This is a genomic window from Stenotrophomonas sp. YJH_SMC_122, assembly GCF_059369535.1.
Window position 1 is genome coordinate 212,026 of record NZ_JCAFST010000004.1, and the last position, 21,378, is coordinate 233,403.

The following is a 21,378-nucleotide window of genomic DNA, read 5'->3' on the forward strand; positions in this document are numbered from 1 at the left end:
GTCAGTCTCCCCAGCGCAGTGCGGCTTCGAAGCCGATATGACGTTCGCGATGCCCGTCGTAGACCGGTCGCGACCAGCGCACGCCGTATTCGAGCACGCGGCCCGGACCCAGCTGCCACTCGTGCATGTAGGACACCGTCGGCACCAGCGCACTGCCGAAACCGTCCTGCCAGTAGTCACCCAGCGAGACGGTCAGGCGATGCCGGAAGTGGCGCTCGTAGTGCCGCCACAGCTGCTGGTCGATGCGCAGCCCGATCTCGACCATGCGGTCGCGCTTCGGGTTGAAGTAGGGTGCATCGTCGCGGCTGCCGCGGCTGGTGTAGGCACTGCCCAGGCCATCGATCAGCCAGCGCGGGCGGGTCAGCAGGCGTTGTTCAATGCTGATGCTGAACAGTTCGCGGTGGTTGCCATCGTCGTAACGGAAGCGGCTGGCGCCGAACGCCCAGTGGGTGAGCTCGCTGCGCCGGTAGTCCACCTGTGCGCTCACGCTGTCGGCGGTGATGCCGGCCACGCGCGCCTGCATCGAGGCTTCCGGATCATTGCGCGCGGCCACCAGCCCGGCGTGCCAGTAATCGTTGAACTGCCAGCCGACGCCGACCCGCAGGCCGGTATCGCCGATGTGGTCGTTGGCGCGCAGGACGGCCGCTTCCGCATCCAGCTGCCCGAAGCGGTAGCGCACGCCCGCACCCAGCCACAGGGGATCGATGCGCTGGTCCTGGAAATCGGTCGAGCGCCGGTCGGCCAGGGCGAACAACCGCCAGCGGTCATCAAGGATCGGTGTCTCCACTTCCACACCGTAGTGGCGATCGTTGTTGCCCAGTGGCGAGGTGCCACCGCCACCGGAGCTGCGACCGATGTCGGTCCATGCCTTCAGCTGCCAGCCGCGATGCGCACGCCACGCCTGGCCCATGCGTTCGACTGCCGGTTGGGTGGGATAGCGTGCAACCAGGTCATCGTGCAGCGGCCGCGCCAGGTCGTCGCGCTGCAGGGCGACGTAGGCCTCTTCCATGCCCAGCCGAGGTTCGATGTCACGCGGGTCCAGCGCGTGTGCCATCTGCTGTCGCTGCAGCGCCCTGCGTGGCCAGCCGCGCATCATGTAGACGCTGCCCAGCGCACTCTGCAGTCCTCCGTTGCCGGGTGCGATGTCCACCATCGACTCCAGATCGTGCTGCGCAGTGACCAGGTCGCCGCTGTAAGCGCGCACCATCGCCAGGTTGAGATCGGCCTCGTAGCGTGACCAGTTCGCGTACGGTGATTTGCCATTGCTCCAGCGCCACGCAGGCTCCTTGTCGCGCCATGCCTGCAGCAGGTCGATCGCCTTTTCCTGCTGCTCGCTTTCCAGGTAGGCGTAGGCCAGTTCCGAATGCGAGGCGTCGCGCGCCGGATCGCCGGCGACGGCCGCCTGCAGTACCGGAATGGCTTCTTCCGGGTGCAGGGTGCCCATCAACGAATCGCCCACGGCAGGCAGCACGTAGTCGGGCAGGGTGTGGCCTTCGGCCTGCAGGGCTCGTGCTTCCTCGCGGACCTGCGCATGGCGGCCCAGCCGGTTGAGCAGGATCAGCCGGTCCATGCGGATCCGCAGTGGGGCCTGCGAGGGCTGGGTGCCTTCGCCGCCGAGGTAGCGCTGCATGCGCGCCAGGGTCGATTCGGCTTCTTCCAGGCGGCTGTCCTCGCTGCTGCTGTAGGCCAGGCTCCAGACCACGAGTTTGGCCAGGTAGTCGCCTTCCAGGCGCTGCTTCTGGGCCTCGTCGAACAGCTGCGGCCGCTGCTGGTACAGCTCCCAGGCGCGCCAGGCATTGCCGATGTCGCCCAGGGTCAGCACGCGCAGCTTGAACAGCAGATCGTCGTTGGGCTGCTGCTGGCTGGCGCGCTCGATTGCGCCGAGCGCATCCAGCCAGCGGGCCTGGTCGCGATAGCGGCCGATCTCGGCCAGGGCCGCGTCGCGGTCGGACGGAGCCGCGCTGCTGGCCCAGGCCAGAGCGGTGCATGCGAGGCCGACGCAGAGCGCCAGCCGGCGGTGGACAACCATTGGGGACCCCCTTGGCTTCCTAACCAGACAACCCGTGAAAATGTGACGCAAATCACATGCCAGTGTTTGGCGTGGCCGTGGCCCGCGTCACTCCCTTCGTGCATTCCCGCCCAGCGAAGACGGATACAACCCGGACAGCGACCTGCAATGTCTTGTCTGAAACGAGAGTCCCCCGCACACCGAGTGGTGGCCTGGGCGGCGCTGCCGCCCCCATGCCCGATGCCGGCACGCGGCAGGAAAGGGCATTCGTGGGCACTATCCGCCCGGAATTGTCAGTTCGGCGTCAAGATCGCCCGGTGTCTGACGAGCGGTAGGCGGGGCCGTCTGGCGGCCCCGGCCGGGCTACCAGAGGTCTTCCAGCTTGCGGGGCTTGCAGGCGACCCACGAGGCGCAGAGCATCAGGGTGGCGCAGCCGAACAGGAAGCTGAACGGGAGCATCCAGCCATTGCTGACGGTATGCAGCCAGCCGACCAGGAACGGGCCCAGGCAGCTGAAGCTGTAGCCCACGCCCTGCATGAAGCCCGACAGCGCGGCCGAGCCGGCCGGGGTGCGGGTGCGCAGGTTGATCAGGGTCAGCGCCAGCGGGAAGGTGGACGGGCCGACGCCGAGCAGGCAGGCCCACAGCAGGGGAGCCTTCATCGGCGCCAGCAGCAGCCCGGTGAAGGCGATCACGAACGAGAAGAAGCCGATCAGCACCAGCGGGAACGGGTTCTGCATGCGTACCGCCATCGACGGAATGACCAGTGACGGCAGCAGGCCCAGTGCCGAGAACACCGCTACCATCACGCCACCGAACGCAGGCGTGCCACCGGCCTCGACCACGATGCGCGGCAGCCAGGTGAACATCGAATAGGTCATCAGTGACGTCATGCCGAACATCAGCGTCATGCTCCAGCCCAGCGACGTACGCCAGACCTTCCCGTGCGGCTGCGCGGTGGGATCGGCGGCGTCGGCTAGCGGCTTCGGTGCGCGCCTGGCCAGCACCAGCCATGGCAGCGCGGCGGTCAGTGCAAGCAGCGCCCACATGCCCAGCGACACCCGCCAGCCTGCAGCGTTGGCCACCGGTACTGCCAGTAGCGCCGGCAGCATCGTGCCCAGCTGCAGCACGCTGATGTAGAGCGTGCTCATGGTGCCGACCTTGTTGGCGAAGTAACGCTTCACCAGCGGCGGCACTACCACGTTGCCGATGCCCATGCCGGCCAGCGCGATTACCGAGCCCAGCAGCAGCGTGCCGACGTTGCCGGCGCTGGAGCGCAGCAGCAGGCCGGCCATCGCCATCAGCATCGCCAGCAGCGTAGTGCGTTCCAGGCCCAGGCGCCGCGCCAGTGCCGGCGTGGCCACGCCGAACAGCGCGAACGAGGCGGTCGGCAGCATGCCCAGCACGCCGGTCATGGTGGTACCGAAGCCGAACTGCTCGCCGAGCACGTCCAGCAGGGGCGTGATCGACGTGACTGCGGTGCGCAGGTTGATCGCTGCCAGCAGGATGGCGGCGAAAGCCAGCACGCGCCCGTGCAGCAGGGACGGCGAATCGGAAGTGGAGGAACTCATCGGTGGTCCTTGCAGGTGTCGCACGCCGCGGCAATGGCATGCAGCGCCGGCATCGGTCTACGCCGAAGCGGCAGGTGGGGGAGTGGTGGCTGCAGGTGGGCCGGCAGCGCGGCCATTGTACGTGTGCGCTCCGGCAAGGTCCCGTCATGCGGGCGGCCTGGCGCGGGGTACAAAAAAACCCGGAGGACAGTGATGTCTTCCAGGCTTCTTGGTGACCACCGAAGTGGTCGGGGAGACAGGATTCGAACCTGCGACCTCTACGTCCCGAACGTAGCGCTCTACCAGACTGAGCTACACCCCGAAGGGAGCCGCCTATTCTAGCGATTCACCCCGATGGCGGCAAGGGGTAAATGCTGGTTTCTTCACACCGCCGAAGCAGTGCCACCTCAGGGAACAAAAAAGCCTGGATGACTTCACCAGGCTTCTATGCGACCACGTGAGTGGTCGGGGAGACAGGATTCGAACCTGCGACCTCTACGTCCCGAACGTAGCGCTCTACCAGACTGAGCTACACCCCGAAGGAGCCGCCTAAGATACCGTGTGAAGGCCAAGGCGGCAAGGTTTTTTTACAGCTCAGCGACGATTTTCTTTCTCGATACGGTTCTGCTCGCGGGCTTCGAACCACATGCCGTTGAGGATGGCCACTGTCGAGGCGAGGCCGGCACCGAGAATCCAGGCGAAATACCACATGATCAGTCTCCTTCATTCCGGGTAGGTGCCGACCGTTGGTCGGCACACGTGCAAGCAATCAATACGCGTTGGGGTTGTTGCCCATCTCTTCGGTGGTGGTCTTGCCCTTCAGTACGCGGTACACCCAGGTGGTGTAGGCGAGGATGATCGGCAGGAACACCGCCGTGGCCAGCAGCATGATCCACAGGGTCAGGTGGCTGGACGAGGCATCCCACACGGTCAGGCTGGAGGTGGGCTGGCTCGAGGACGGCAGCAGGAACGGGAAGATGGCGAAGCCGACGGTCAGGATGATGCCGGCGATGGCCGCACCGGAGGCGATGAAGGCCAGGCCACCACGACGGGCACGCAGCAGCACCGCACTGGCCAGCAGACCCGCCAGGCCGAGCAGCGGGGCCAGGATCGTGGCCTGCATCGCGCTGTAGTTGCGCATCCAGCCACCGGCGGCGCCGAGTTCGGCGGTCTTCAGCAACGGATTGGTGGCGCCATCGGTAACCACCTGCGAGGTGATCTGGTAACCCGGCAGGCCGAAGGCCACCCAGGCGCCACCCACTGCGAACAGCACGAAGGCGATGATTGCCGCGATGCTGCCGAAGCGGGCCGCACGCTCGGCCACCGGGCCGTCGGTCTTCAGCACCAGCATGGCGGCACCGTGGGCGACCAGCATCGACACGCTGAGCAGGCCGGCCAGCAGCGCGAAGGGCATCAGCAGGCCGAAGAACGAGCCGGTGTAGAAGATGCGCATGCTGTCATCGAAATGGAACGGCACGCCCAGCAGCACGTTGCCGACCGCCACGCCCATGATCAGCGCCGGGATGAAGCCACCGATGAACAGCGCCCAGTCCCAGGTGTTGCGCCAGCGTTCGCTGGGCATCTTGCTGCGGAACTTGAAGCCGACCGGACGCAGGATCAGGGCGAACAGGATCACGAACATCGCCAGGTAGAACCCGGAGAAGCTGACCGCATACAGTGGCGGCCAGGCGGCGAAGATCGCGCCGCCACCCAGGATCAGCCACACCTGGTTGCCTTCCCAGACCGGGCCGATGGTGTTGATCACCCGGCGGCGTTCGGCATCAGTGCGGGCGACGAAGGGCAGCAGGGTGCCCACGCCCAGGTCGAAACCATCCATCACGGCGAAACCGATCAGCAGGATGCCGAGCAGCAGCCACCAGATCACGCGCAGCGTGGTGTAGTCCAGAAGAATGAAATCCATCTTGGTTCTCCTGCCTCAGGCCTGGCCGGCGGCCGGCGCCGAGGCAATGTGGGAAGCATGCGGCTGGGGCGACTGCAGCGACGGCAGCAGTTCGTCCGGCCCCTTGCGGATCGCCTTGAGCATCAGCTTGATCTCGACCACGATCAGCGCGGTGTAGATCGCGGTGAAGCCGGCCAGGGTCAGCACGATTTCATGCAGCGCCAGGCCCGATGCCGCATAGAAGGTCGGCAGCACGCCATCGACCGCCCACGGCTGGCGACCATACTCGGCCACGAACCAGCCGCACTCGATCGCGATCCACGGTGCCGGCAGCGTCCACAGGGCCAGCTTGAGGAACCAGCGCTTGTCCTGGAAGTTGTTGCGGCACGAGTAGTAGAAGGCCAGCGCGAAGAAGGCGATCAGGTAGAAGCCCAGGCCCGCCATCACGCGGAAGGTCCAGAACAGCGGCATCACGCGCGGCACCGTGTCCATCGCCGCCTGCGAGATTTCCTGCGGGGTGGCGTTGAGGATGTCATCGCGATAGCGCTTGAGCAGCAGGCCGTGGCCCAGGTCCTGCCAGTGGCGGTCGAACATCTCGCGCGCTTCCACGTCGTTCTTGTTCGCACGCAGGCGTTCCAGCGCGCCGTAGGCGAGCTGGCCGCCGCGCACGCGGTGTTCGGCGCGCTCGACCAGTTCCAGGATGCCTGGAATCGGCTGGTTCAACGAACGGGTGGCGATCAGGCCCATCAGGTAGGGGATCTTCACCGCGTAGTCGTTCTGGTGGGTGTCCTGGTTCGGGATGCCGAAGGCGGTGAAGTCGGCCGGCGCACGCTCGGTCTCCCACATCGCTTCGATCGCGGCCAGCTTCATCTTCTGGTGTTCACTGGCGGCGTAACCGCTCTCGTCACCCAGCACCACCACCGACAGCGAGGACAGCAGGCCGAACGCTGCGGCCACCGCGAACGAACGACGGGCCAGGTCCTTGTGCTTGTTGCGCAGCAGGAACAGGGCGCTGATCGCCATCACGAACACCGCACCGGTCACATAACCGGCGCTGACGGTGTGCACGAACTTGGCCTGCGCCACCGGGTTGAACACCACGGCCATGAAGTCGACCACTTCCATGCGCATGGTTTCCGGGTTGAACACCGCACCGGTCGGGTTCTGCATCCAGCCGTTGGCGACCAGGATCCAGATCGCCGACAGGTTGGTACCCAGTGCCATCAGCCAGGTCACCATCAGGTGCTTGACCTTGCTCAGGCGGCTCCAGCCGAAGAAGAACAGGCCGACGAAGGTGGCTTCCAGGAAGAAGGCCATCAGACCTTCGATCGCCAGCGGCGCACCGAAGATGTCACCGACGTAGTGGCTGTAGTAGGACCAGTTCATGCCGAACTGGAATTCCATGACGATGCCGGTGGCGACGCCCATGGCGAAGTTGATGCCGAACAGGACGCCCCAGAACAGGGTCATCCTGCGCCAGATCTCCTTGCCGGTCATCACGTACACGCTCTCCATGATGGCCACCATGAAGGACAGGCCGAGGGTGAGCGGTACGAATAGGAAGTGGTACATCGCGGTCAGCGCGAATTGCAGCCGCGACAGTTCTACGACTGTCTGATCAATCATGGCCTGGCTACCTCGTTGGATAGTGCCGTTGCAGGTGGCGGGAAGGGTGGTCTACGACGTGAATGATGTGACCGACTACTTCAAACAGCCTTGATCCAGATCAATGTATGAACAGGTGCCCCGGTTGATCGTATGCCAACCCGATGAAGACTGCGACCGCTGGCCGCAGAGGCCGGCCATTGCCTGCGCCTACAATGCCGTGTCTCCCCCGTTGCCCGTGAAGACCCCTTGAGCGCTGCCGACACAACCCCCGACGCCCTGTCCCGGGACGCCGAAACGACCCGCCAGCGGCGCGCCCGCAGCGCGTGGCTGGCCGATCTGGCGCGGCCTGCTCGAGGCCGCCAGCGGCTGGCGGCACTGTGCATCAGCCTGTCCGGTGCCCTGTTGATCGGCCAGGCGGCCGCCATCGCCTGGCTGGTACAGCAGGTGCTGGTGGAGCGCGCGCCGCTGGCCTCGGGGTTGCCGGTGCTGGGCGGTCTGGCGGCGATCCTGGTGGCGCGCACGCTGCTGGGCAGCGCCACCCAGGCCGCCGCCGGTGATGTGGCCGATGCCGCGCGGCTGGCCCTGCGTGAACGCGTGTTCGGGCGCCTGCTTGGCCATGGGCCGCTGTGGCTGCGCCAGCGCCGCACCGGCGAACTGGGCGAACTGATGCTGCATCACGCTGATGCGATCGAGAGCTATTACAGCGGTTTCCTGCCGGTACGCACCGAAGTGGTGGTGGTGCCGCTGCTGATCCTGGCCGCCGTAGCCTGGGTCGACTGGGTGGTGGCGCTGATCCTGCTGCTCACTGCGCCGTTGGTACCGTTCTTCATGATGCTGGTGGGCTGGGGGGCCGAAGCGGCCGGCCGCGCGCAGCTGGGTGAGCTGGCGCGGATGAGCGGCCATTTCGCCGACCGCATCAAGGGCCTGGGCCTGCTGCGCCTGTATGGCCGCGGCGAGGCTGAGCTGGAGGGGATCGAGGCGGCTGCCGAAGGCGTGCGCGTGCGCACCCTGAAGGTTCTGCGCATCGCTTTCCTCTCGTCCACGGTGCTGGAGTTCTTTGCCTCGGTCAGCGTGGCGATGGTCGCCCTGTACCTCGGGCTGAGCTATCTGGGCATGATGTCGCTGCATGCAGCGGTACCGACGCTGGGGGCGGGCCTGTTCTGCCTGCTGCTGGCGCCGGAATTCTATGCGCCACTGCGACGGCTGGCCGCGCACTACCACGACCGTGCCAATGCGCTGGCTTCCGCTGCCGAGGTGGAGCGCCTGCTGCAGTCGCTGCCCGATGAGCAGGGCCTGATCGAGAACGAAGCTGCGCCACTGGCGGTGGAACCGGCCGAGGCCGCGCTGCCGCCGCTGCGGGCACAGGGGCTGGTGCTGCGTCCGCTGGGCGCACCGCACGATGTGCTGCGGGATCTGGACGTGCTGCTGGAACCGGGCCAGCGCCTGGCCCTGGTCGGTCCCAGCGGGGCCGGCAAGAGTACGCTGCTGGAGGCGCTGGCCGGTTGGCTGCCGCCGCGTGCCGGCAAGCTGCAGGTGCGTCCCGGCGTGCAGGTGGCCTATGCCAGCCAGCGTCCGTACCTGTTCCACGGCAGCATCGCCGACAACCTGCGCCTGGCCGATCCCGGCGCCAGCGATGCGCGCCTGCGCGCGGTGGCCGAGGCTTCGCAGGTACTGCAGTTTGCGCAGCGCCTGCCGCAGGGGCTGGATACGGTGATCGGCGAACGTGGCTTCGGCCTGTCCGGTGGTGAGGCGCGTCGCATCGGCCTGGCCCGCCTCCTGCTGTGTGATCCGCAGGTGCTGCTGCTGGACGAACCCACCGCGTTCCTGGATGCCGATACCGAGGCGGCATTGCTGCGCAGCCTGGCCGCATATGCACGTGGCCGCAGCGTGGTGGTCGCCACCCACAGCCCGGCGGTGATCGCCTGGGCCGATCGTTGCCTGCTGTTGCCGGAAGGCCGCCTGGTGGAACCGGCACAGGCGGTGCGCGCATGAGCCGTTCGCCCGATTCGCTGCGCGCGGTGTTCCTGCGTCATCGTCCGCGCCTGTTGCTGACGATCCTGTTGTTGTGGACCACGATGCTGGCCGGCACTGCATTGCTGGGCCTGTCCGGTGGTTTCCTCACTGCGGCCGCGCTGGCCGGTGCCGCAGGCATGGGGCAGGGATTCAATTTCTTCTCGCCGTCCGCGGGTATCCGTGGCTTGACCATGGCGCGCATCGTGTCGCGCTACTTCGAAAAGCTGGTGGGCCACGATGCCACCCTGCGCATCGCCCGCGATCTGCGCGTCTGGTTCTTCCGCCGCGCGCTGCCACTGGCGCCGGCACGGCTGGGTGCTACGCGCACTGGCGAGCTGCTGGCGCGCCTGCTGGGCGACATCGGCGAGGTGGATGGCCTGCTGGTACGGGCGATCGGGCCGCTGGTGGCGCTGGGTGCGCTGTCGGTGGTGGCGGTTGCATCGGCGGCGCTGATCCTGCCGTCGGCGGCAGTGCTGCTGGCGGTGCTGGCGCTGCTGATCGCCTTCGGTGTGCCGTGGCTGGGCGTGCGTGGCCACGATGAGGAAGAAGCCGACCGCGCCGCGCATCGCGCCGCATTGCGCACCGCGGCCTTTGAAGGGTTGGAAGGGGCGGGAGATCTGACCGCGCTGCATGCCGATGCCGCGTGGCAGCTGAAGGTGCGCGTGGCAGCCAAGCAGCTGGCCTCGCGCGACCGCCGCCGCCGTTGGCGCCTGATCGCGGCCTCGACCCTGCACGGCCTGGTGGCCGGGCTGGGCTTGGTGGCGATGCTGGCGTTGGCCCTGCACGCCGCCGAACAGCAGCGCATCGCGCCGGAGATGGCGGCGGGCCTCGTGTTCCTGACCGTGGCGTTGATCGAACTGTGGGCCGGCATGGGCCTGGCCTGGCAGTCGCTGCAGTCCGGGCGCATTGCCGCCGATCGCCTGCAGGCGATCGTCGAGCAACCGCCGACGGTGGACGATCCGCAAGTGCCACAGCCGGTGCCGCAAGCCGCGCGCGTGCATTGGGACGATGTGCATTTCCAGTGGCCGGGCGCGGCGCGGCCGGTGCTGTCCGGCCTCCAGCTGACCCTGGCGCCAGGCGAACGCATCGCCATCCGCGGCGACAGCGGCAGTGGCAAGACCACGCTGTCCAGCCTGCTGCTGCGGCTGTGGGATCCGCAGCAGGGGCGAATCACCTATGGTGGCCGCGACCTGCGCGACTTCGCCCAGGCTGAGTGGCACCAGCAACTGGCGTGGCTGCCACAGAACGCACCGGTGTTTGCCGGCAGCGTGGCAGAAAACCTGCGATTGGGTGATCCCGATGCCAGCGACGCAGCGTTGTGGGCGGTGCTGCGTCGGGTGCGCCTGGGCGACTGGGCCGGGAACAATGGTGGCCTGCAGGCCTGGGTGGGCGAGAACGGCGCGACGATGTCGGCCGGCCAGGCGCGGCGGTTGGCACTGGCGCGCGCGCTGCTGCGCAATGCGCCGATCCTGCTGCTGGACGAACCGACCGAAGGCCTGGACGTGGATACCGCACGTGCGCTGCTGCAGGACCTTTCCGGGTTGCTGGACGGGCGCAGCCTGTTGATGATCACCCACGACGACCTGCCCGAAGGCGTGGTCGATGCGCAGTACCGGTTGCGTGATGGGGCTCTGGTCCGCGAAGCGTGAATGGTAGTGCCGGCCGCTGGCCGGCAATTGGAGCGTATGAGGTTGCCGGCCAGCGGCCGGCACTACCGATTGCGGGCGTTACCGCGAGAACTCGCGCAGCAGTACCGCGATCGAGGCCACGTTGGCCAGCACGCACAGCCAGAACACCCATTGGAACGCGGCCTTGCGGTGCTTGTGGCGGAACATCGCCTGGCCCAGCAGTGCGCCGGGCCAACCACCGGCAAAGGCCAGCAGCTGCAGGGTGCGCTCGGGAATACGCCACTGCTTTCGCTGCGCCGCGCGCTTGTCATGGCCATAGAGGCCGAACGACACCGCGCTGGCCAGCAGGCACCAGCCGCCCAGCCACAGCGGCAGCACGCCGCTGATCATCAGCGCGATCAACGCGCCGAACGCGGCCAGTGCGAGGTTACGCCGCCACGCCACTTACAATGCGTCGAGGAAGCCGCGCACGGCCGGGCCGAAACGCTCGAAATCGACGAGGAAGGCGTCATGGCCCTGCGGCGATTCCAGGCCGATGAAGTGCGCATCGGCGCCGCCGGCGCGCAGGCCATCGGCAACCTGTTGCTGCTGCTGCACGGGGAACAGGATATCGGTGTTCGCGCCGATCGCCAGCGCCTTCTCCACACGGATCTTCGCAAGCCCGGCCAGCACGTCGCCGTCGGCATACTCGGCCAGGTCGAACCAGTCCATCGAGCGGCTCAGGTACAGGTAGCAGTTCGGATCGAAGAAACGCACGAAGCGCCGTGCGTGGCCTTCCAGATAGCTTTCCACCTGGAATTCCAGGCCGAACGGATCGTCGTCGGTCTGGTCCGAATCCAGCCGCACGCGGCCGAAGCGGCCATCCCACTCCAGCGCCGAGCGGTAGGTGATCACGCCCAGCTTGCGCGCCATGCGCATGCCGGACTCGGGGTACTCGGCATCGTCGTAGTGGCCGCCATTCCAGCGCGGGTCAAGGCGGATCGCCTCGCGCTGCAGCGAGCGGATCGCGATCGAGAACGGCAACGCCTGCGCGCTGCCGGAAATGTTGACGTGGCTGCGCGCGATGCCCGGATGCAGCATCAGGATGGCAAGGGCCGTCATGCCGCCCATCGAGTTGCCGACCACGCAGGCCAGCTGCCCGATGCCCAGCGCACGCACGACTTCGATCGCGGCGCGAGCGCCGTCTTCGATCGACAGCTCGGGGAAGTCCAGGCGGTAGGGCTCACCGTTGGCCGGGTTGAGCGAAGCGGGGCCGGTCGAGCCCTTGCAGCTGCCCAGCGAATTCACGCACACCACGAACCAGCGGTTGGTATCGATGGGTTTGTCGGGGCCAACCATCGCTTCCCACCAGCCCGGTGCCGGATTGGCCTCGTTGGCCGCCGCATGCGCATCCGGCGACAGGCCGGTCACGATCAGGATCGCATTGCTGGCGTCAGTCGCCAGCGTTCCCCAGGTCTCGTAGGCCACCCGTGCACCATGCAGGGCGCCACCGCGCTTGAACGGGAAGGGCGAGGGCAGGGCGTGGAAGCGGGTGCCGGGCGGGATGAATTCGGTCATGCACGCATTCTAGCGGGGCCGCATGTGGAGCTGGCGACACGCTGGTTTCCATCGGCGATGCAGGTAGTGCCGGCCGCTGGCCGGCAACCTCATGAATCCTGATGCGCCTGCGTGGTTGCCGGCCAGCGGCCGGCACTACCGGGCGGCGCGTTATGGAAACCGCAGCTCCACCACGCCCTCATGCGGCAGGCTTACCTTCACCGGAACGCTCTGCAGGTCGTCCTCGCTGCGATTGGCACTGCCGGTGCGCGAGATGCGTGCCAGCACTTCCACTTCGCGATGGACCGACAGCGGTGCGGTTGGCATCGGACTGTCACCGTCACCCAGCCCGACCGTGTCCGGGAATCCGCTCAGCGGCAGCTTGCGAGCGGCCACCGGCATCGGCGGGCCGCCGACGGCACGGGCCAGCACGAACACCTGGGTGCTGGCTGGCCACTCGGCGTTCTTCAGTGCCGGCAGCTGCACGCGCACCTGCAGCAGCGCCGGTGGCGCCGCAGCGCCAGCATCGGGCGCCTGGCCGGCGGCCTCGCGGGCAATCGCGATCTGCGCCTGCAGCGCCTGCGCGGCACCCGGTTCCAGTCGCGGCAGCAGGCCGCTCCACACGTCCGCAGCCTCGGCGTTCTTTCCGCGTTGCCGCAGGGCGATGCCCAGCAGCCAGCTGGCGCGCTCGGCGTCGGGGGCCTGTGTACGTGCCTGCTGCAACCAGGCCATCGCGGTGTCATCGAACTGCTTGCCGGCATCAGCCTGCGCGCGCGCCTGCGCGGCTTCCACCAGCACGCCCGGATCATCCGGTGCCAATTCGGCGGCCTTCGCGAAGGCGTCTGCCGCAGCTGAGGCATTGCCCAGTTCGGCCTGCGAACGCCCGAGCAATGCCCAGCCATCGGCACGCTGAGGGTCGCGCTTCAGTGCATCCTGCAGGGCCTGCACGCCATCGCGCAGGGTGGCTACCGACGGCGTCGGCTGTACCTGTGCTGCACGCGGATCACCGATCAGCAGGTACAGGCAGGCACCGGCCACGCCCAGTGCGAACACGCCGACCACGAAACCGCGGCGACCGTGGTGGCGCAACGGCCACAGCACCAGGGCTGCCATCAGCGCAGCAACCAGACCGGCCAGCACCGGCAGCCAATGGTTCACCATTCGTCTCCTTCATCGGCCTTGCCGGCCGGCGCCGCGCCGACGGCGCGTCCACGTCGGCGGACGATGCCCAGCACCACCAGTGCACCGGCGCCGAGGACCAGCAGGGGGCCACCCCACAGCAGCCAGGTGCCCGGCTGCAACGGTGGTTGATAGAGCACGAACTCACCGTAGCGCGCGACCAGGAACTGCTTGATCTGTGCGTCGTCGTGTCCCTGCTGCATCAGCTGCAGCACCTCGCGGCGCAGGTCCTGGGCGATCTGCGCGTTCGAATCGGCCAGCGACTGGTTCTGGCACTGCACGCAGCGCAGCTGCGCGGCCAGGTCATGGAAGCGGCGTTCCTCGGCGTCATCGCGGAACTGCAGCGGCTGCGGATCGTGCAGCGGCTGCTGGGCCAGCGCGGCCAGCGGCAGCGTCAGAAGCAGCAACGCCAGCAGCCAGCGCATGGGTTCAGGGCGCCGTATGCAGGGTGTTGCCGGCACTGCCCTGCGCTTTCTCGATCTTCTGCAGTGCCGGGATGAGCTTCTCGTCGACCACGCGCTGGGTCATCGCTCCACTGTACTTCCAGCGCACGATGCCACTGCCATCGACCAGGAACGTCTCCGGTGCGGCGGTCACGCCCCAGTCGATCGCGGTGCGGCCCTCGACGTCGCTGAGCACGACCATGAACGGGTTGCCCAGCTGTTCCAGCCAGTGCAGCGCGTCAGTCGGGTCATCCTTCCAGTTGTAGCCGATCACGCGCACGCGCTTGCTTTCTGCGAAACGGGTCAGCACCGGGTGTTCTTCACGGCAGGCCGCGCACCAGCTGCCCCAGACGTTCAGCAGATAGGGCGCGCCGCGCAGCTCATCGCTGCGCACGATCATCGCCGGGTCGTGCAGCACCGGCAGCGCGAACGCCGGCGCCGGCTTGTCGATCAGTGCCGACGGCAGTACGTCGCGCTGCGGGTCGCCCGACTTCATCACCCCATAGATCATCAGCCCGAGCAGGCCGAAGAAGAACAGCACGCCGATCACGATGGCTACCGGCGGCAGCGGGCGGGAGGGACGCGGGGCGGGGGACTCGGACATGGGAACTCCTACGGACGACGGAAACGGCGGTCGGCGGCGGTGATGAATCCGCCCAGGGCCATCAGCAGCGCGCCGAGCCAGATCCAGCGCACGAACGGCTTGATGTGCACCCGGACCGCCCATGCATTGTTGCCCAGCGGCTCGCCCAATGCCACGTAGACATCGCCGTCGAAGCGTGCATCGATGCCGGCCTCGGTCATCACCTGGCCGCCGCTGGCGTACTGGCGCTTCTCGGGATGCAGCAGGGCCTGCTCGCGGCCGTTGCGGAACACCCGCAGGTGGCCTCGATCAGCGATGAAATTCGGCCCTTCACGATGGTCCACGCCTTCGAAGCGGACTTCGTAGCGACCGACCACCAGCTGCTGGCCCGGTGCCAGCGCCACTTCACGCTGCACGTTCAGCGCTTCGACCAGCAGGGCGCCGGCCAGGAACACGGCGATGCCGGCGTGGGCGACGATCATGCCGAGCATCTCGGCGGTGAAGCGGCCATTTCCGCGCAGGCGCTGCCAGACGAAGCGTGCGGTGCCGAGTGCGACCCAGGCCGCAGCGGCGACGCCGATGCCGGCCTTCCAGCCGTTCTGCGGCGCCTGCCACCAGGCCAGCGCGCCCAGCAGCAGCGCCAGTCCCAGCCAAGGTGCCAGCAGCGCGGAGGCGCGCGAGGGCTGGTCACGCTGCCATTTCACCAGCGGGCCGAACGGCAGCAACAGGATCATCGGTGCCATCAGCAGCAGGAACAGGCTGCCGAAGTAGGGCGGGCCGACCGAGATCTTGCCCAGCGACAGCGCATCGGCCAGCAGCGGGTACAGCGTGCCCAGCAGCACCATTGCGCAGGCGGTGGCCAGCAGCAGGTTGTTGGCCAGCAGCAGGGTCTCGCGCGAGGTGGCGGTGAAGCCACGGCGCGGATCGTCGGCGTCCACGCTCAGCTTGCTGGCACGCAGCGCATACAGCAGCAGGCTGCCGCCCACCAGCACCGACAGGAACACCAGGATGAACAGGCCGCGCGAGGGATCGGCGGCGAACGAATGCACGCTGGTCAGCACGCCCGAGCGCACCAGGAAGGTGCCCAGCAGTGACAGCGCGAAGGCGGCGATCGCCAGCAGCAGGGTCCAGCTGCCGAAGGTGCCGCGCTTTTCAGTGACGGCCTGTGAATGGATCAGTGCCGCACCGACCAGCCACGGCATGAAGCTGGCATTTTCCACCGGGTCCCAGAACCACCAGCCGCCCCAGCCCAGCTCGTAGTAGGCCCACCAGCTGCCCAATGCGATGCCCAGGGTCAAAAAGCCCCAGGCAACGTTGGTCCACGGCCGCGTCCAGCGCAGCCAGCGCGCATCCACGCGACCTTCCAGCAATGCCGCCACCGCGAACGCGAACGGCACCGCAAAGCCCACGTAACCGATGTACAGCATCGGCGGGTGGATGATCAGGCCCGGATCCTGCAGCAGCGGATTGAGGTCGCGGCCTTCCAGCGGCGCCGGGTTCAGGCGCAGGAACGGATTGGAGGTGAAGATCAGGAAGGCGAGGAAGCCGACGCTGACGACACCCATCAGCGCCAGTACGCGCGCCTGCACCGATGCCGGCAGGTGCCGCGAGAACAGCGCCACCGCGCCGGTCCACAATGCCAGCACCAGCGCCCACATCAGCAGCGAGCCCTCGTGCGCGCCCCACACCGCCGAATAGCGGTAGATCAGCGGCAGCAGCGAATTGGAGTTCTCGGCCACGTAGCGCACCGAGAAATCCTGCTGCACGAACGCGGCGGTCAGCACCGCGAAGGCGCCGGCCAACAGCAGCAGCTGCGCGAAGGCGGCAGGCCGCGCCACCGCCATCCATGCCGCGTTGTTGCGATGCGCACCGACCAGCGGCAGGCCGGCCTGCAGCAGCGAGGCCAGCAACGCACACAACAGCAGGATCTGACCCAGTTCGGGCAGCACTCAGCGCACCTCGGGGGCCGTCACCGGCACGTCGTGCTTGCGATGGGCATCGCCCATCTTGTCGGCCACTTCCTTCGGCACGTACTTCTCATCGTGCTTGGCCAGCACTTCGTCGGCGACGAAGACACCGTCCTGCAGGCGGCCACTGGCGACCACCGCGGTGCCTTCGGCGAACATGTCCGGCAGGATCCGCGAGGTGGTCACCGCCAGCTGTGCATCGCCGTCGGTCACTTCGAAGCGCGCCTCCAGCGAGCCGACCGGGCGGTTGAAGGAGCCCTTCACCACCATGCCGCCCAAGCGGAAACGCGACTGTGCATCGACATCGCCGCGCAGCACTTCCGAAGGGGTGTACAGGTAGGCGATGTTGCGCTCGAGCGCCATCGCCACCAGCGCGGTGGCCAGGCCGGAGGCGAGCAGGGCCAGCAGCACCCACACGAGGCGGCGACGCTGTACCGGGGTCATCGTTCCAGCTCCGTCGACAGCGGCGGCACCGCGTCCTGCCTGCCGGCGCGGGTCTGCTTGCGCTGCTGCCGGGCCAGTGCCAGCCGGCGCGCCACGCGCAGGCGCAGCCACGAACCGAGGGCATCGGCGCCGAGCACCAGCACGAATACGGCGTAGGCGCCGATCACATAGGGCAGGTGGGTCATGGCTGGGCCTCCCGGGAGGCGCGCGCGGTATCGACACGGCCGCCGACCCAGGCCTTGCCGGCCTCGCGGTCGAGATTGTCGGCGCGGGCCTTGGCCAGCACCGAACCGGCAAACCAGAACTTGGTGCCGATCACCATCCACCACAGCGGCGCGATCATCGCGCTGCTGATCGCCGATTCACCGAACACGTTGATCGACTGGCGCTGGTGCAGGCCGCCCCACCAGTCCACCGAATAGCGGATCACCGGCAGCAGGCTGACACCTACAATGGCCAGCAGGCCAGCGGCGCGCGCGGCGCTGCGGCGGTCCTCGATGGCGTGGTACAGGCCGATCACGCCCAGGTACAGGAACAGCAGTACCAGTTCGCTGGTCATGCGCGGGTCCCAGTCCCACCAGGTGCCCCAGGTGCCCTTGCCCCAGATGCTGCCGGTCAGCAGGGTGATCAGGGTGAAGCCGGCGCCCATCGGCGCGCAGGCCATGGCCAGGATCTCGCAGATCTTGATCCGCCAGATCAGCGCGATCGCGGCATACAGCGCCATCAGCGCGAACACGAACAGGCTCATCCAGGCACTGGGCACGTGGATGTAGAGGATGCGGAAGCTGTCCAGCTGCTTGGCTTCCGGCGGCACCACCAGCAGCGCCTGCCACATGCCGACCAGCAGCACCGGTACTGCAGCAAGGTAGAACACCCGCGACCAGCGGGCAGCGAAACGGTCGAACGTGGGAGGCGAACCGAGTTGGTGGAACCAGCGGACAATCGGATTCATGCGTGACGGCTATCCAGCAGGGGTGGATTGGCTCTCAGCTCGGTCAACTCAGAGAAATACGTATTGCAGCGGCAGTGGCCAGCGGCGCCAGCACCAGCGCAAGCAGCAGGCCGGCGCCCAGCATCAGCAGCGCACCGACCGGATCCTGCCCGCGTCCGGCTGCCGCCAGGCTGCCTGCGCCGAACACCAGCACCGGCACGTACAGCGGCAACGACAGCAGCGCCACGAGAATACCAGAGCGCCGGATGCCAACGGTCAGTGCGGCGACCACGCCACCGATCAGGCTCAGCAAGGGCGTGCCCAGCAGCAACGATGCCAGCAACATCGGCAGCTGGTCATGCGGCAGATGCAGCATTTCGGCCAGCAGCGGGCTGACCACGATCAGCGGCAGCGCGGTGGTCGCCCAATGCAGCAGCACACGCACCAGTACGAGCCAGGCCAGCGGCACCGGCGCCAGCAGCCATTGTTCCAGCGAGCCGTCTTCGGCATCGGAACGGAACAGCGAATCCAGCGACAGCTGTCCCGCCAGCAGCACGGCCAGCCACAGCACCGCGCCGGCGGTGGCGGCCAGCAGTCGTGGCTCACGACCCTGGGCCAGCGCGAACAGCACCACCACCAGCACCGCGAACAGCAGCGGTTGCAGCGCGTCGCCGCGGCGGCGCCAGAGCAGGCGCAGGTCGCGCTTGAGCAGGGCGCCTGCGGTCTGCCACAGGCCCGGTTCGGTGCCCGGCGCGATCATGCGGCACCGCCGAGGTCGAGCTGGCGGGTGCGCACCGGCGGTGCGGCATAGGCGCCGTGGGTGGTGACCAGCGCAGCGCCACCGGCGCGCAGGTGCGCCGAAATCATCCGGTTGACCAGGGTGATGCCCTCCAGGTCGAGGTTGGCATAGGGCTCGTCGAGCAGCCACAGCGGCGCCGGCGACAGCCAGATGCGCGCCAGTGCCAGCCGCCGCTTCTGCCCGGCCGACAGGTGGCGTACCAGAGTGTCCTCGTAACCGGCCAGGCCGACGATGGCCAGCGCGTTGCCGGGCATCTGCCGCGCACGGCGGCCGTGCAGGCCACACAGGAAGTGCAGGTTCTCCAGCGTGCCGAGGTCCGGCTTCAGCGCCGGCAGGTGGCTGAGATAGGCGACATAGCGCGCACGCTCGGCGTTGCTGGCGGGCTTGCCGTCGATCCGCACCTGGCCGGTGCCGGGCCGGGCCAGGCCGGCCAGCACGCGCAGCAGGGTGGTCTTGCCGGCGCCGTTGCCACCCTGCACCAGCAGGGCTTCACCCGCGTCCACATGGAAGTCCAGCGGGCCGAACACCGGCTCGTCATTGCGGGAGAAGCTCAGGCCGCTGGCGGCCAGCAATGCAGGGGTGTCCAAGGGGCAGGGGTCTTCATGCCGGAGTGCGGTCGCAATTGTAGCGGTGAATGCCGACGGTAGTGCCGGCCGCTGGCCGGCAGATGCGACGCGACGTCGCAGATCGTCCCAGGGGCGCCGGCCAGCGGCCGGCACTACCGACGCGTGGATTGCGTAAACTCGGAGGCCTTGTTCCCCACAGTCCAGGCCGATGCAACCCACCACCAAGCTGCCCAAGGTCGGTACCACGATCTTCACCGTGATGTCCCAGCTCGCCGCCGAACACGGCGCGGTCAACCTGGGCCAGGGTTTCCCGGACTTTTCCGCGCCGCAGCGCCTGATCGATGAGACCGCCAGGGCGATGGCCGCCGGGCTGAACCAGTACCCGCCGATGACCGGCGTGGCCCCGCTGCGCCAGGCCATCGCCCAGAAGGCGCTGGACTGCTACGGCGCGCAGGTCGATGCGGACAGCGAGATCACCGTCACCAGCGGTGGCACCGAGGCCATCTTCAACGCCATCCACGCCGTGGTGCGTGCGGGCGAGGAAGTGATCGTGCTCGACCCGGCCTACGACTGCTACGAGCCGGCGATCGACCTGGCCGGCGCCAAGGCGGTGCATGTGTCGCTCGATCCGCAGACGTTCGCCGTCGATTGGGATCGCGTGCGTGCAGCGATCACCCCGCGCACCCGCATGTTGATCGTCAACACCCCGCACAATCCGTCCGGCGCGATGCTGTCGGCGCAGGACATGCAGGCGCTGGCCGAGCTGCTGCGTGGCACGCAGATCTACCTGATTTCCGATGAAGTGTATGAGCACATCATCTACGACGGCCGTCGCCATGAGTCGGCGCTGCGCTACCCGGAGCTGCGCGAGCGCGCGTTCGTGATCTCCAGCTTCGGCAAGACCTACCACTGCACCGGCTGGAAGATCGGTTATGCGATCGCCCCGCCGGCGCTGACCGCCGAGTTCCGCAAGGTGCACCAGTACAACACGTTCACCAGCTTCGGCCCGGCCCAGTACGGCTTCGCCGCGATGATCCGCGACGAACCCGAACACCACCTGGAACTGGGCGCCTTCTACCTGGCCAAGCGCGACCGTTTCCGCGAGCAGCTGGCCGGCACCCGCCTGAAGGCGCTGCCGGTGCCGGGCGGCTACTTCCAGCTGGTCGACTACTCGGCCATCAGCGACCTGCCGGACCATGAGTTCGTGAAGTGGCTGACCATCGAGAAGGGCGTGACCGCGATCCCGCTGTCGCCGTTCTACGAGACTCCTCCGGCCGGCCAGCGCCTGGTGCGCCTGTGCTTTGCCAAGAACGAAGCGACCATGGACGCGGCGATCGAACGCCTGCGCCTGCTGTGAGCGGAGGCGTAGACATGCAGGACCTGCGCATTTCCCTCGTACAGGGCGACACCCGCTGGCACGATCCGGCCGGCAACCGCGCCTACTACGGCGCGCTGCTCGCACCGCTGGCTGGCACCACCGACCTGGTGATCCTGCCGGAGACCTTCACCAGTGGTTTCTCCAACGAGGCCATCGCCCAGGCCGAAGGCATGGACGGCCCGACCGTGGCCTGGGTGCGCGAACAGGCCAAGGCCATGAACGCGGCGGTGATCGGCAGCGTGCAGCTGCGCGACGGCGAGGGCGTGTACAACCGCCTGCTGTTCGCCACGCCCGATGGCGGGCTGCAGCACTACGACAAGCGCCACCTGTTCCGCTACGGCGGCGAGCACGAGCGCTATGCGGCTGGCCGTGAGCGCCTGAGCGTGGAATGGAAGGGCTGGCGGATCAATCCGCAGGTCTGCTACGACCTGCGCTTCCCGGTGTTCTGCCGCAACCGCTACAACGTGGAGCGTCCTCAGCAGCTGGACTTCGACCTGCAGATCTTCGTCGCCAACTGGCCGTCGGCGCGCGCCTATGCGTGGAAGACCCTGCTGCGCGCGCGTGCGATCGAGAACCTGTGTTTCGTGGCAGCGGTGAACCGCGTTGGCGTGGACGGCAACCAGCTGCACTACGCCGGCGACAGCGCGGTGCTGGATTTCCTCGGCCAGCCGCAGGTGGAGATCCGCGAACGCGAACAGGTGGTCACCACCACCATCTCGGCCGATGCCCTGGCCACGCATCGCGCGCGCTTCCCCGCGATGCTCGATGCCGATGCCTTCCACCTGGACGAACAGGCCTGAGCGACGGCCTGAACACCACCGCACCAGCGCGCGCGCCTGCATCCAAC

20 protein-coding genes and 2 tRNA genes are annotated in these 21,378 nt (G+C 67.8%); 4 read left to right on the plus strand and 18 right to left on the minus strand.

Annotated elements, in window-relative coordinates:
- Position 1: 1 nt before the first annotated feature.
- The 7 genes from pgaA to AC5P66_RS07980 form a co-directional block, all read right to left on the minus strand.
- On the minus strand, positions 2 to 2,029 hold the full coding sequence (gene pgaA / locus AC5P66_RS07950) for a poly-beta-1,6 N-acetyl-D-glucosamine export porin PgaA (RefSeq protein ID WP_495216172.1): 2,028 nt from the start codon (positions 2,027 to 2,029) through the stop codon (positions 2 to 4).
- A 342-nt stretch (positions 2,030 to 2,371) separates the two neighbouring features.
- Positions 2,372 to 3,577, minus strand: coding sequence for a CynX/NimT family MFS transporter (locus AC5P66_RS07955; protein ID WP_495216173.1), 1,206 nt, complete (start codon positions 3,575 to 3,577; stop codon positions 2,372 to 2,374).
- Positions 3,578 to 3,801: 224 nt separating this feature from the next.
- A tRNA-Pro gene (locus AC5P66_RS07960) sits at positions 3,802 to 3,878 on the minus strand.
- Positions 3,879 to 4,018: 140 nt separating this feature from the next.
- A tRNA-Pro gene (locus tag AC5P66_RS07965) sits at positions 4,019 to 4,095 on the minus strand.
- 55 nt (positions 4,096 to 4,150) lie between these two features.
- The gene (gene cydX, locus AC5P66_RS07970) at positions 4,151 to 4,267 is read right to left on the minus strand and encodes a cytochrome bd-I oxidase subunit CydX (protein WP_005410354.1); all 117 of its coding nucleotides are present in this window, start codon (positions 4,265 to 4,267) and stop codon (positions 4,151 to 4,153) included.
- A 58-nt stretch (positions 4,268 to 4,325) separates the two neighbouring features.
- Positions 4,326 to 5,477, minus strand: a complete 1,152-nt coding sequence (cydB, locus tag AC5P66_RS07975) for a cytochrome d ubiquinol oxidase subunit II (protein WP_099495877.1) — start codon at positions 5,475 to 5,477, stop codon at positions 4,326 to 4,328.
- Between the two features lie 15 nt (positions 5,478 to 5,492).
- Complete coding sequence (locus AC5P66_RS07980; protein ID WP_049411667.1) at positions 5,493 to 7,082, minus strand: cytochrome ubiquinol oxidase subunit I; 1,590 nt, start codon at positions 7,080 to 7,082, stop codon at positions 5,493 to 5,495.
- Between the two features lie 228 nt (positions 7,083 to 7,310).
- Between AC5P66_RS07980 and cydD the strand changes: the two genes are divergently transcribed.
- Both cydD and cydC read left to right on the plus strand, forming a co-directional pair.
- Entirely contained in the window at positions 7,311 to 9,056 is a 1,746-nt protein-coding gene (gene cydD, locus AC5P66_RS07985) for a thiol reductant ABC exporter subunit CydD (protein ID WP_099495878.1), read from the plus strand.
- On the plus strand, positions 9,053 to 10,726 hold the full coding sequence (cydC, locus tag AC5P66_RS07990; RefSeq protein ID WP_180879234.1) for a thiol reductant ABC exporter subunit CydC: 1,674 nt from the start codon (positions 9,053 to 9,055) through the stop codon (positions 10,724 to 10,726). Before cydD ends, cydC begins: the two co-directional genes overlap by 4 nt.
- 78 nt (positions 10,727 to 10,804) lie before the next feature.
- Here cydC and AC5P66_RS07995 read toward each other — a convergent pair whose 3' ends face one another.
- The 11 genes from AC5P66_RS07995 to ccmA all read right to left on the minus strand — a co-directional run bounded on the left by AC5P66_RS07995 (position 10,805) and on the right by ccmA (position 19,174).
- Positions 10,805 to 11,149 carry a DUF1294 domain-containing protein gene (locus tag AC5P66_RS07995; RefSeq protein WP_049411676.1) on the minus strand — a complete coding sequence of 115 codons (345 nt, stop codon included), beginning with the start codon at positions 11,147 to 11,149 and terminating at the stop codon, positions 10,805 to 10,807.
- Positions 11,150 to 12,262 carry a homoserine O-acetyltransferase MetX gene (gene metX, locus AC5P66_RS08000; RefSeq protein ID WP_100478479.1) on the minus strand — a complete coding sequence of 371 codons (1,113 nt, stop codon included), beginning with the start codon at positions 12,260 to 12,262 and terminating at the stop codon, positions 11,150 to 11,152.
- A gap of 150 nt (positions 12,263 to 12,412) precedes the next feature.
- On the minus strand, positions 12,413 to 13,402 hold the full coding sequence (locus AC5P66_RS08005) for a tetratricopeptide repeat protein (RefSeq protein ID WP_495216174.1): 990 nt from the start codon (positions 13,400 to 13,402) through the stop codon (positions 12,413 to 12,415).
- Complete coding sequence (locus AC5P66_RS08010; RefSeq protein WP_049412441.1) at positions 13,396 to 13,845, minus strand: cytochrome c-type biogenesis protein; 450 nt, start codon at positions 13,843 to 13,845, stop codon at positions 13,396 to 13,398. Before AC5P66_RS08010 ends, AC5P66_RS08005 begins: the two co-directional genes overlap by 7 nt.
- Positions 13,846 to 13,849: 4 nt before the next feature.
- Positions 13,850 to 14,467 (minus strand): DsbE family thiol:disulfide interchange protein, encoded by a 618-nt coding sequence (locus tag AC5P66_RS08015; RefSeq protein ID WP_049412438.1) that lies wholly within the window; start codon positions 14,465 to 14,467, stop codon positions 13,850 to 13,852.
- Positions 14,468 to 14,475: 8 nt separating this feature from the next.
- Positions 14,476 to 16,395, minus strand: coding sequence for a heme lyase CcmF/NrfE family subunit (locus AC5P66_RS08020; RefSeq protein ID WP_495216175.1), 1,920 nt, complete (start codon positions 16,393 to 16,395; stop codon positions 14,476 to 14,478).
- The gene (gene ccmE / locus AC5P66_RS08025; RefSeq protein WP_005417653.1) at positions 16,396 to 16,857 is read right to left on the minus strand and encodes a cytochrome c maturation protein CcmE; all 462 of its coding nucleotides are present in this window, start codon (positions 16,855 to 16,857) and stop codon (positions 16,396 to 16,398) included.
- On the minus strand, positions 16,854 to 17,042 hold the full coding sequence (locus AC5P66_RS08030) for a heme exporter protein CcmD (RefSeq protein ID WP_495216176.1): 189 nt from the start codon (positions 17,040 to 17,042) through the stop codon (positions 16,854 to 16,856). Before AC5P66_RS08030 ends, ccmE begins: the two co-directional genes overlap by 4 nt.
- Entirely contained in the window at positions 17,039 to 17,809 is a 771-nt protein-coding gene (gene ccmC, locus AC5P66_RS08035; protein WP_099496128.1) for a heme ABC transporter permease CcmC, read from the minus strand. The genes AC5P66_RS08030 and ccmC overlap by 4 nt, the downstream gene beginning before the upstream one ends.
- A 43-nt stretch (positions 17,810 to 17,852) precedes the next feature.
- A complete protein-coding gene (ccmB, locus tag AC5P66_RS08040; protein ID WP_049438348.1) occupies positions 17,853 to 18,548 on the minus strand; it encodes a heme exporter protein CcmB in 696 nt (231 codons plus the stop codon).
- A complete protein-coding gene (ccmA, locus tag AC5P66_RS08045; RefSeq protein ID WP_049438347.1) occupies positions 18,545 to 19,174 on the minus strand; it encodes a heme ABC exporter ATP-binding protein CcmA in 630 nt (209 codons plus the stop codon). The genes ccmB and ccmA overlap by 4 nt, the downstream gene beginning before the upstream one ends.
- A 187-nt stretch (positions 19,175 to 19,361) precedes the next feature.
- On the opposite strand from ccmA, the gene AC5P66_RS08050 reads away from it, so the two are divergent.
- Both AC5P66_RS08050 and AC5P66_RS08055 read left to right on the plus strand, forming a co-directional pair.
- On the plus strand, positions 19,362 to 20,510 hold the full coding sequence (locus AC5P66_RS08050; RefSeq protein WP_495216177.1) for a pyridoxal phosphate-dependent aminotransferase: 1,149 nt from the start codon (positions 19,362 to 19,364) through the stop codon (positions 20,508 to 20,510).
- A 14-nt stretch (positions 20,511 to 20,524) separates the two neighbouring features.
- On the plus strand, positions 20,525 to 21,331 hold the full coding sequence (locus tag AC5P66_RS08055; RefSeq protein WP_495216178.1) for an amidohydrolase: 807 nt from the start codon (positions 20,525 to 20,527) through the stop codon (positions 21,329 to 21,331).
- The last annotated feature ends 47 nt before the right edge of the window (positions 21,332 to 21,378 follow it).

Bases quoted from the DNA above. Each gene is read 5' to 3' on its own strand.
- AC5P66_RS08010 (WP_049412441.1), bottom strand. From the start codon at position 13,845: ATGCGCTGGCTGCTGGCGTTGCTGCTTCTGACGCTGCCGCTGGCCGCG.
- ccmE (WP_005417653.1), bottom strand. From the start codon at position 16,857: ATGACCCCGGTACAGCGTCGCCGCCTCGTGTGGGTGCTGCTGGCCCTG.
- AC5P66_RS08030 (WP_495216176.1), bottom strand. From the start codon at position 17,042: ATGACCCACCTGCCCTATGTGATCGGCGCCTACGCCGTATTCGTGCTG.
- metX (WP_100478479.1), bottom strand. From the start codon at position 12,262: ATGACCGAATTCATCCCGCCCGGCACCCGCTTCCACGCCCTGCCCTCG.
- AC5P66_RS07955 (WP_495216173.1), bottom strand. From the start codon at position 3,577: ATGAGTTCCTCCACTTCCGATTCGCCGTCCCTGCTGCACGGGCGCGTG.
- AC5P66_RS08015 (WP_049412438.1), bottom strand. From the start codon at position 14,467: ATGTCCGAGTCCCCCGCCCCGCGTCCCTCCCGCCCGCTGCCGCCGGTA.
- AC5P66_RS07980 (WP_049411667.1), bottom strand. From the start codon at position 7,082: ATGATTGATCAGACAGTCGTAGAACTGTCGCGGCTGCAATTCGCGCTG.
- pgaA (WP_495216172.1), bottom strand. From the start codon at position 2,029: ATGGTTGTCCACCGCCGGCTGGCGCTCTGCGTCGGCCTCGCATGCACC.
- ccmC (WP_099496128.1), bottom strand. From the start codon at position 17,809: ATGAATCCGATTGTCCGCTGGTTCCACCAACTCGGTTCGCCTCCCACG.
- ccmB (WP_049438348.1), bottom strand. From the start codon at position 18,548: ATGATCGCGCCGGGCACCGAACCGGGCCTGTGGCAGACCGCAGGCGCC.
- AC5P66_RS08055 (WP_495216178.1), top strand. From the start codon at position 20,525: ATGCAGGACCTGCGCATTTCCCTCGTACAGGGCGACACCCGCTGGCAC.
- AC5P66_RS08005 (WP_495216174.1), bottom strand. From the start codon at position 13,402: ATGGTGAACCATTGGCTGCCGGTGCTGGCCGGTCTGGTTGCTGCGCTG.
- AC5P66_RS08050 (WP_495216177.1), top strand. From the start codon at position 19,362: ATGCAACCCACCACCAAGCTGCCCAAGGTCGGTACCACGATCTTCACC.
- cydC (WP_180879234.1), top strand. From the start codon at position 9,053: ATGAGCCGTTCGCCCGATTCGCTGCGCGCGGTGTTCCTGCGTCATCGT.
- cydB (WP_099495877.1), bottom strand. From the start codon at position 5,477: ATGGATTTCATTCTTCTGGACTACACCACGCTGCGCGTGATCTGGTGG.
- cydX (WP_005410354.1), bottom strand. From the start codon at position 4,267: ATGTGGTATTTCGCCTGGATTCTCGGTGCCGGCCTCGCCTCGACAGTG.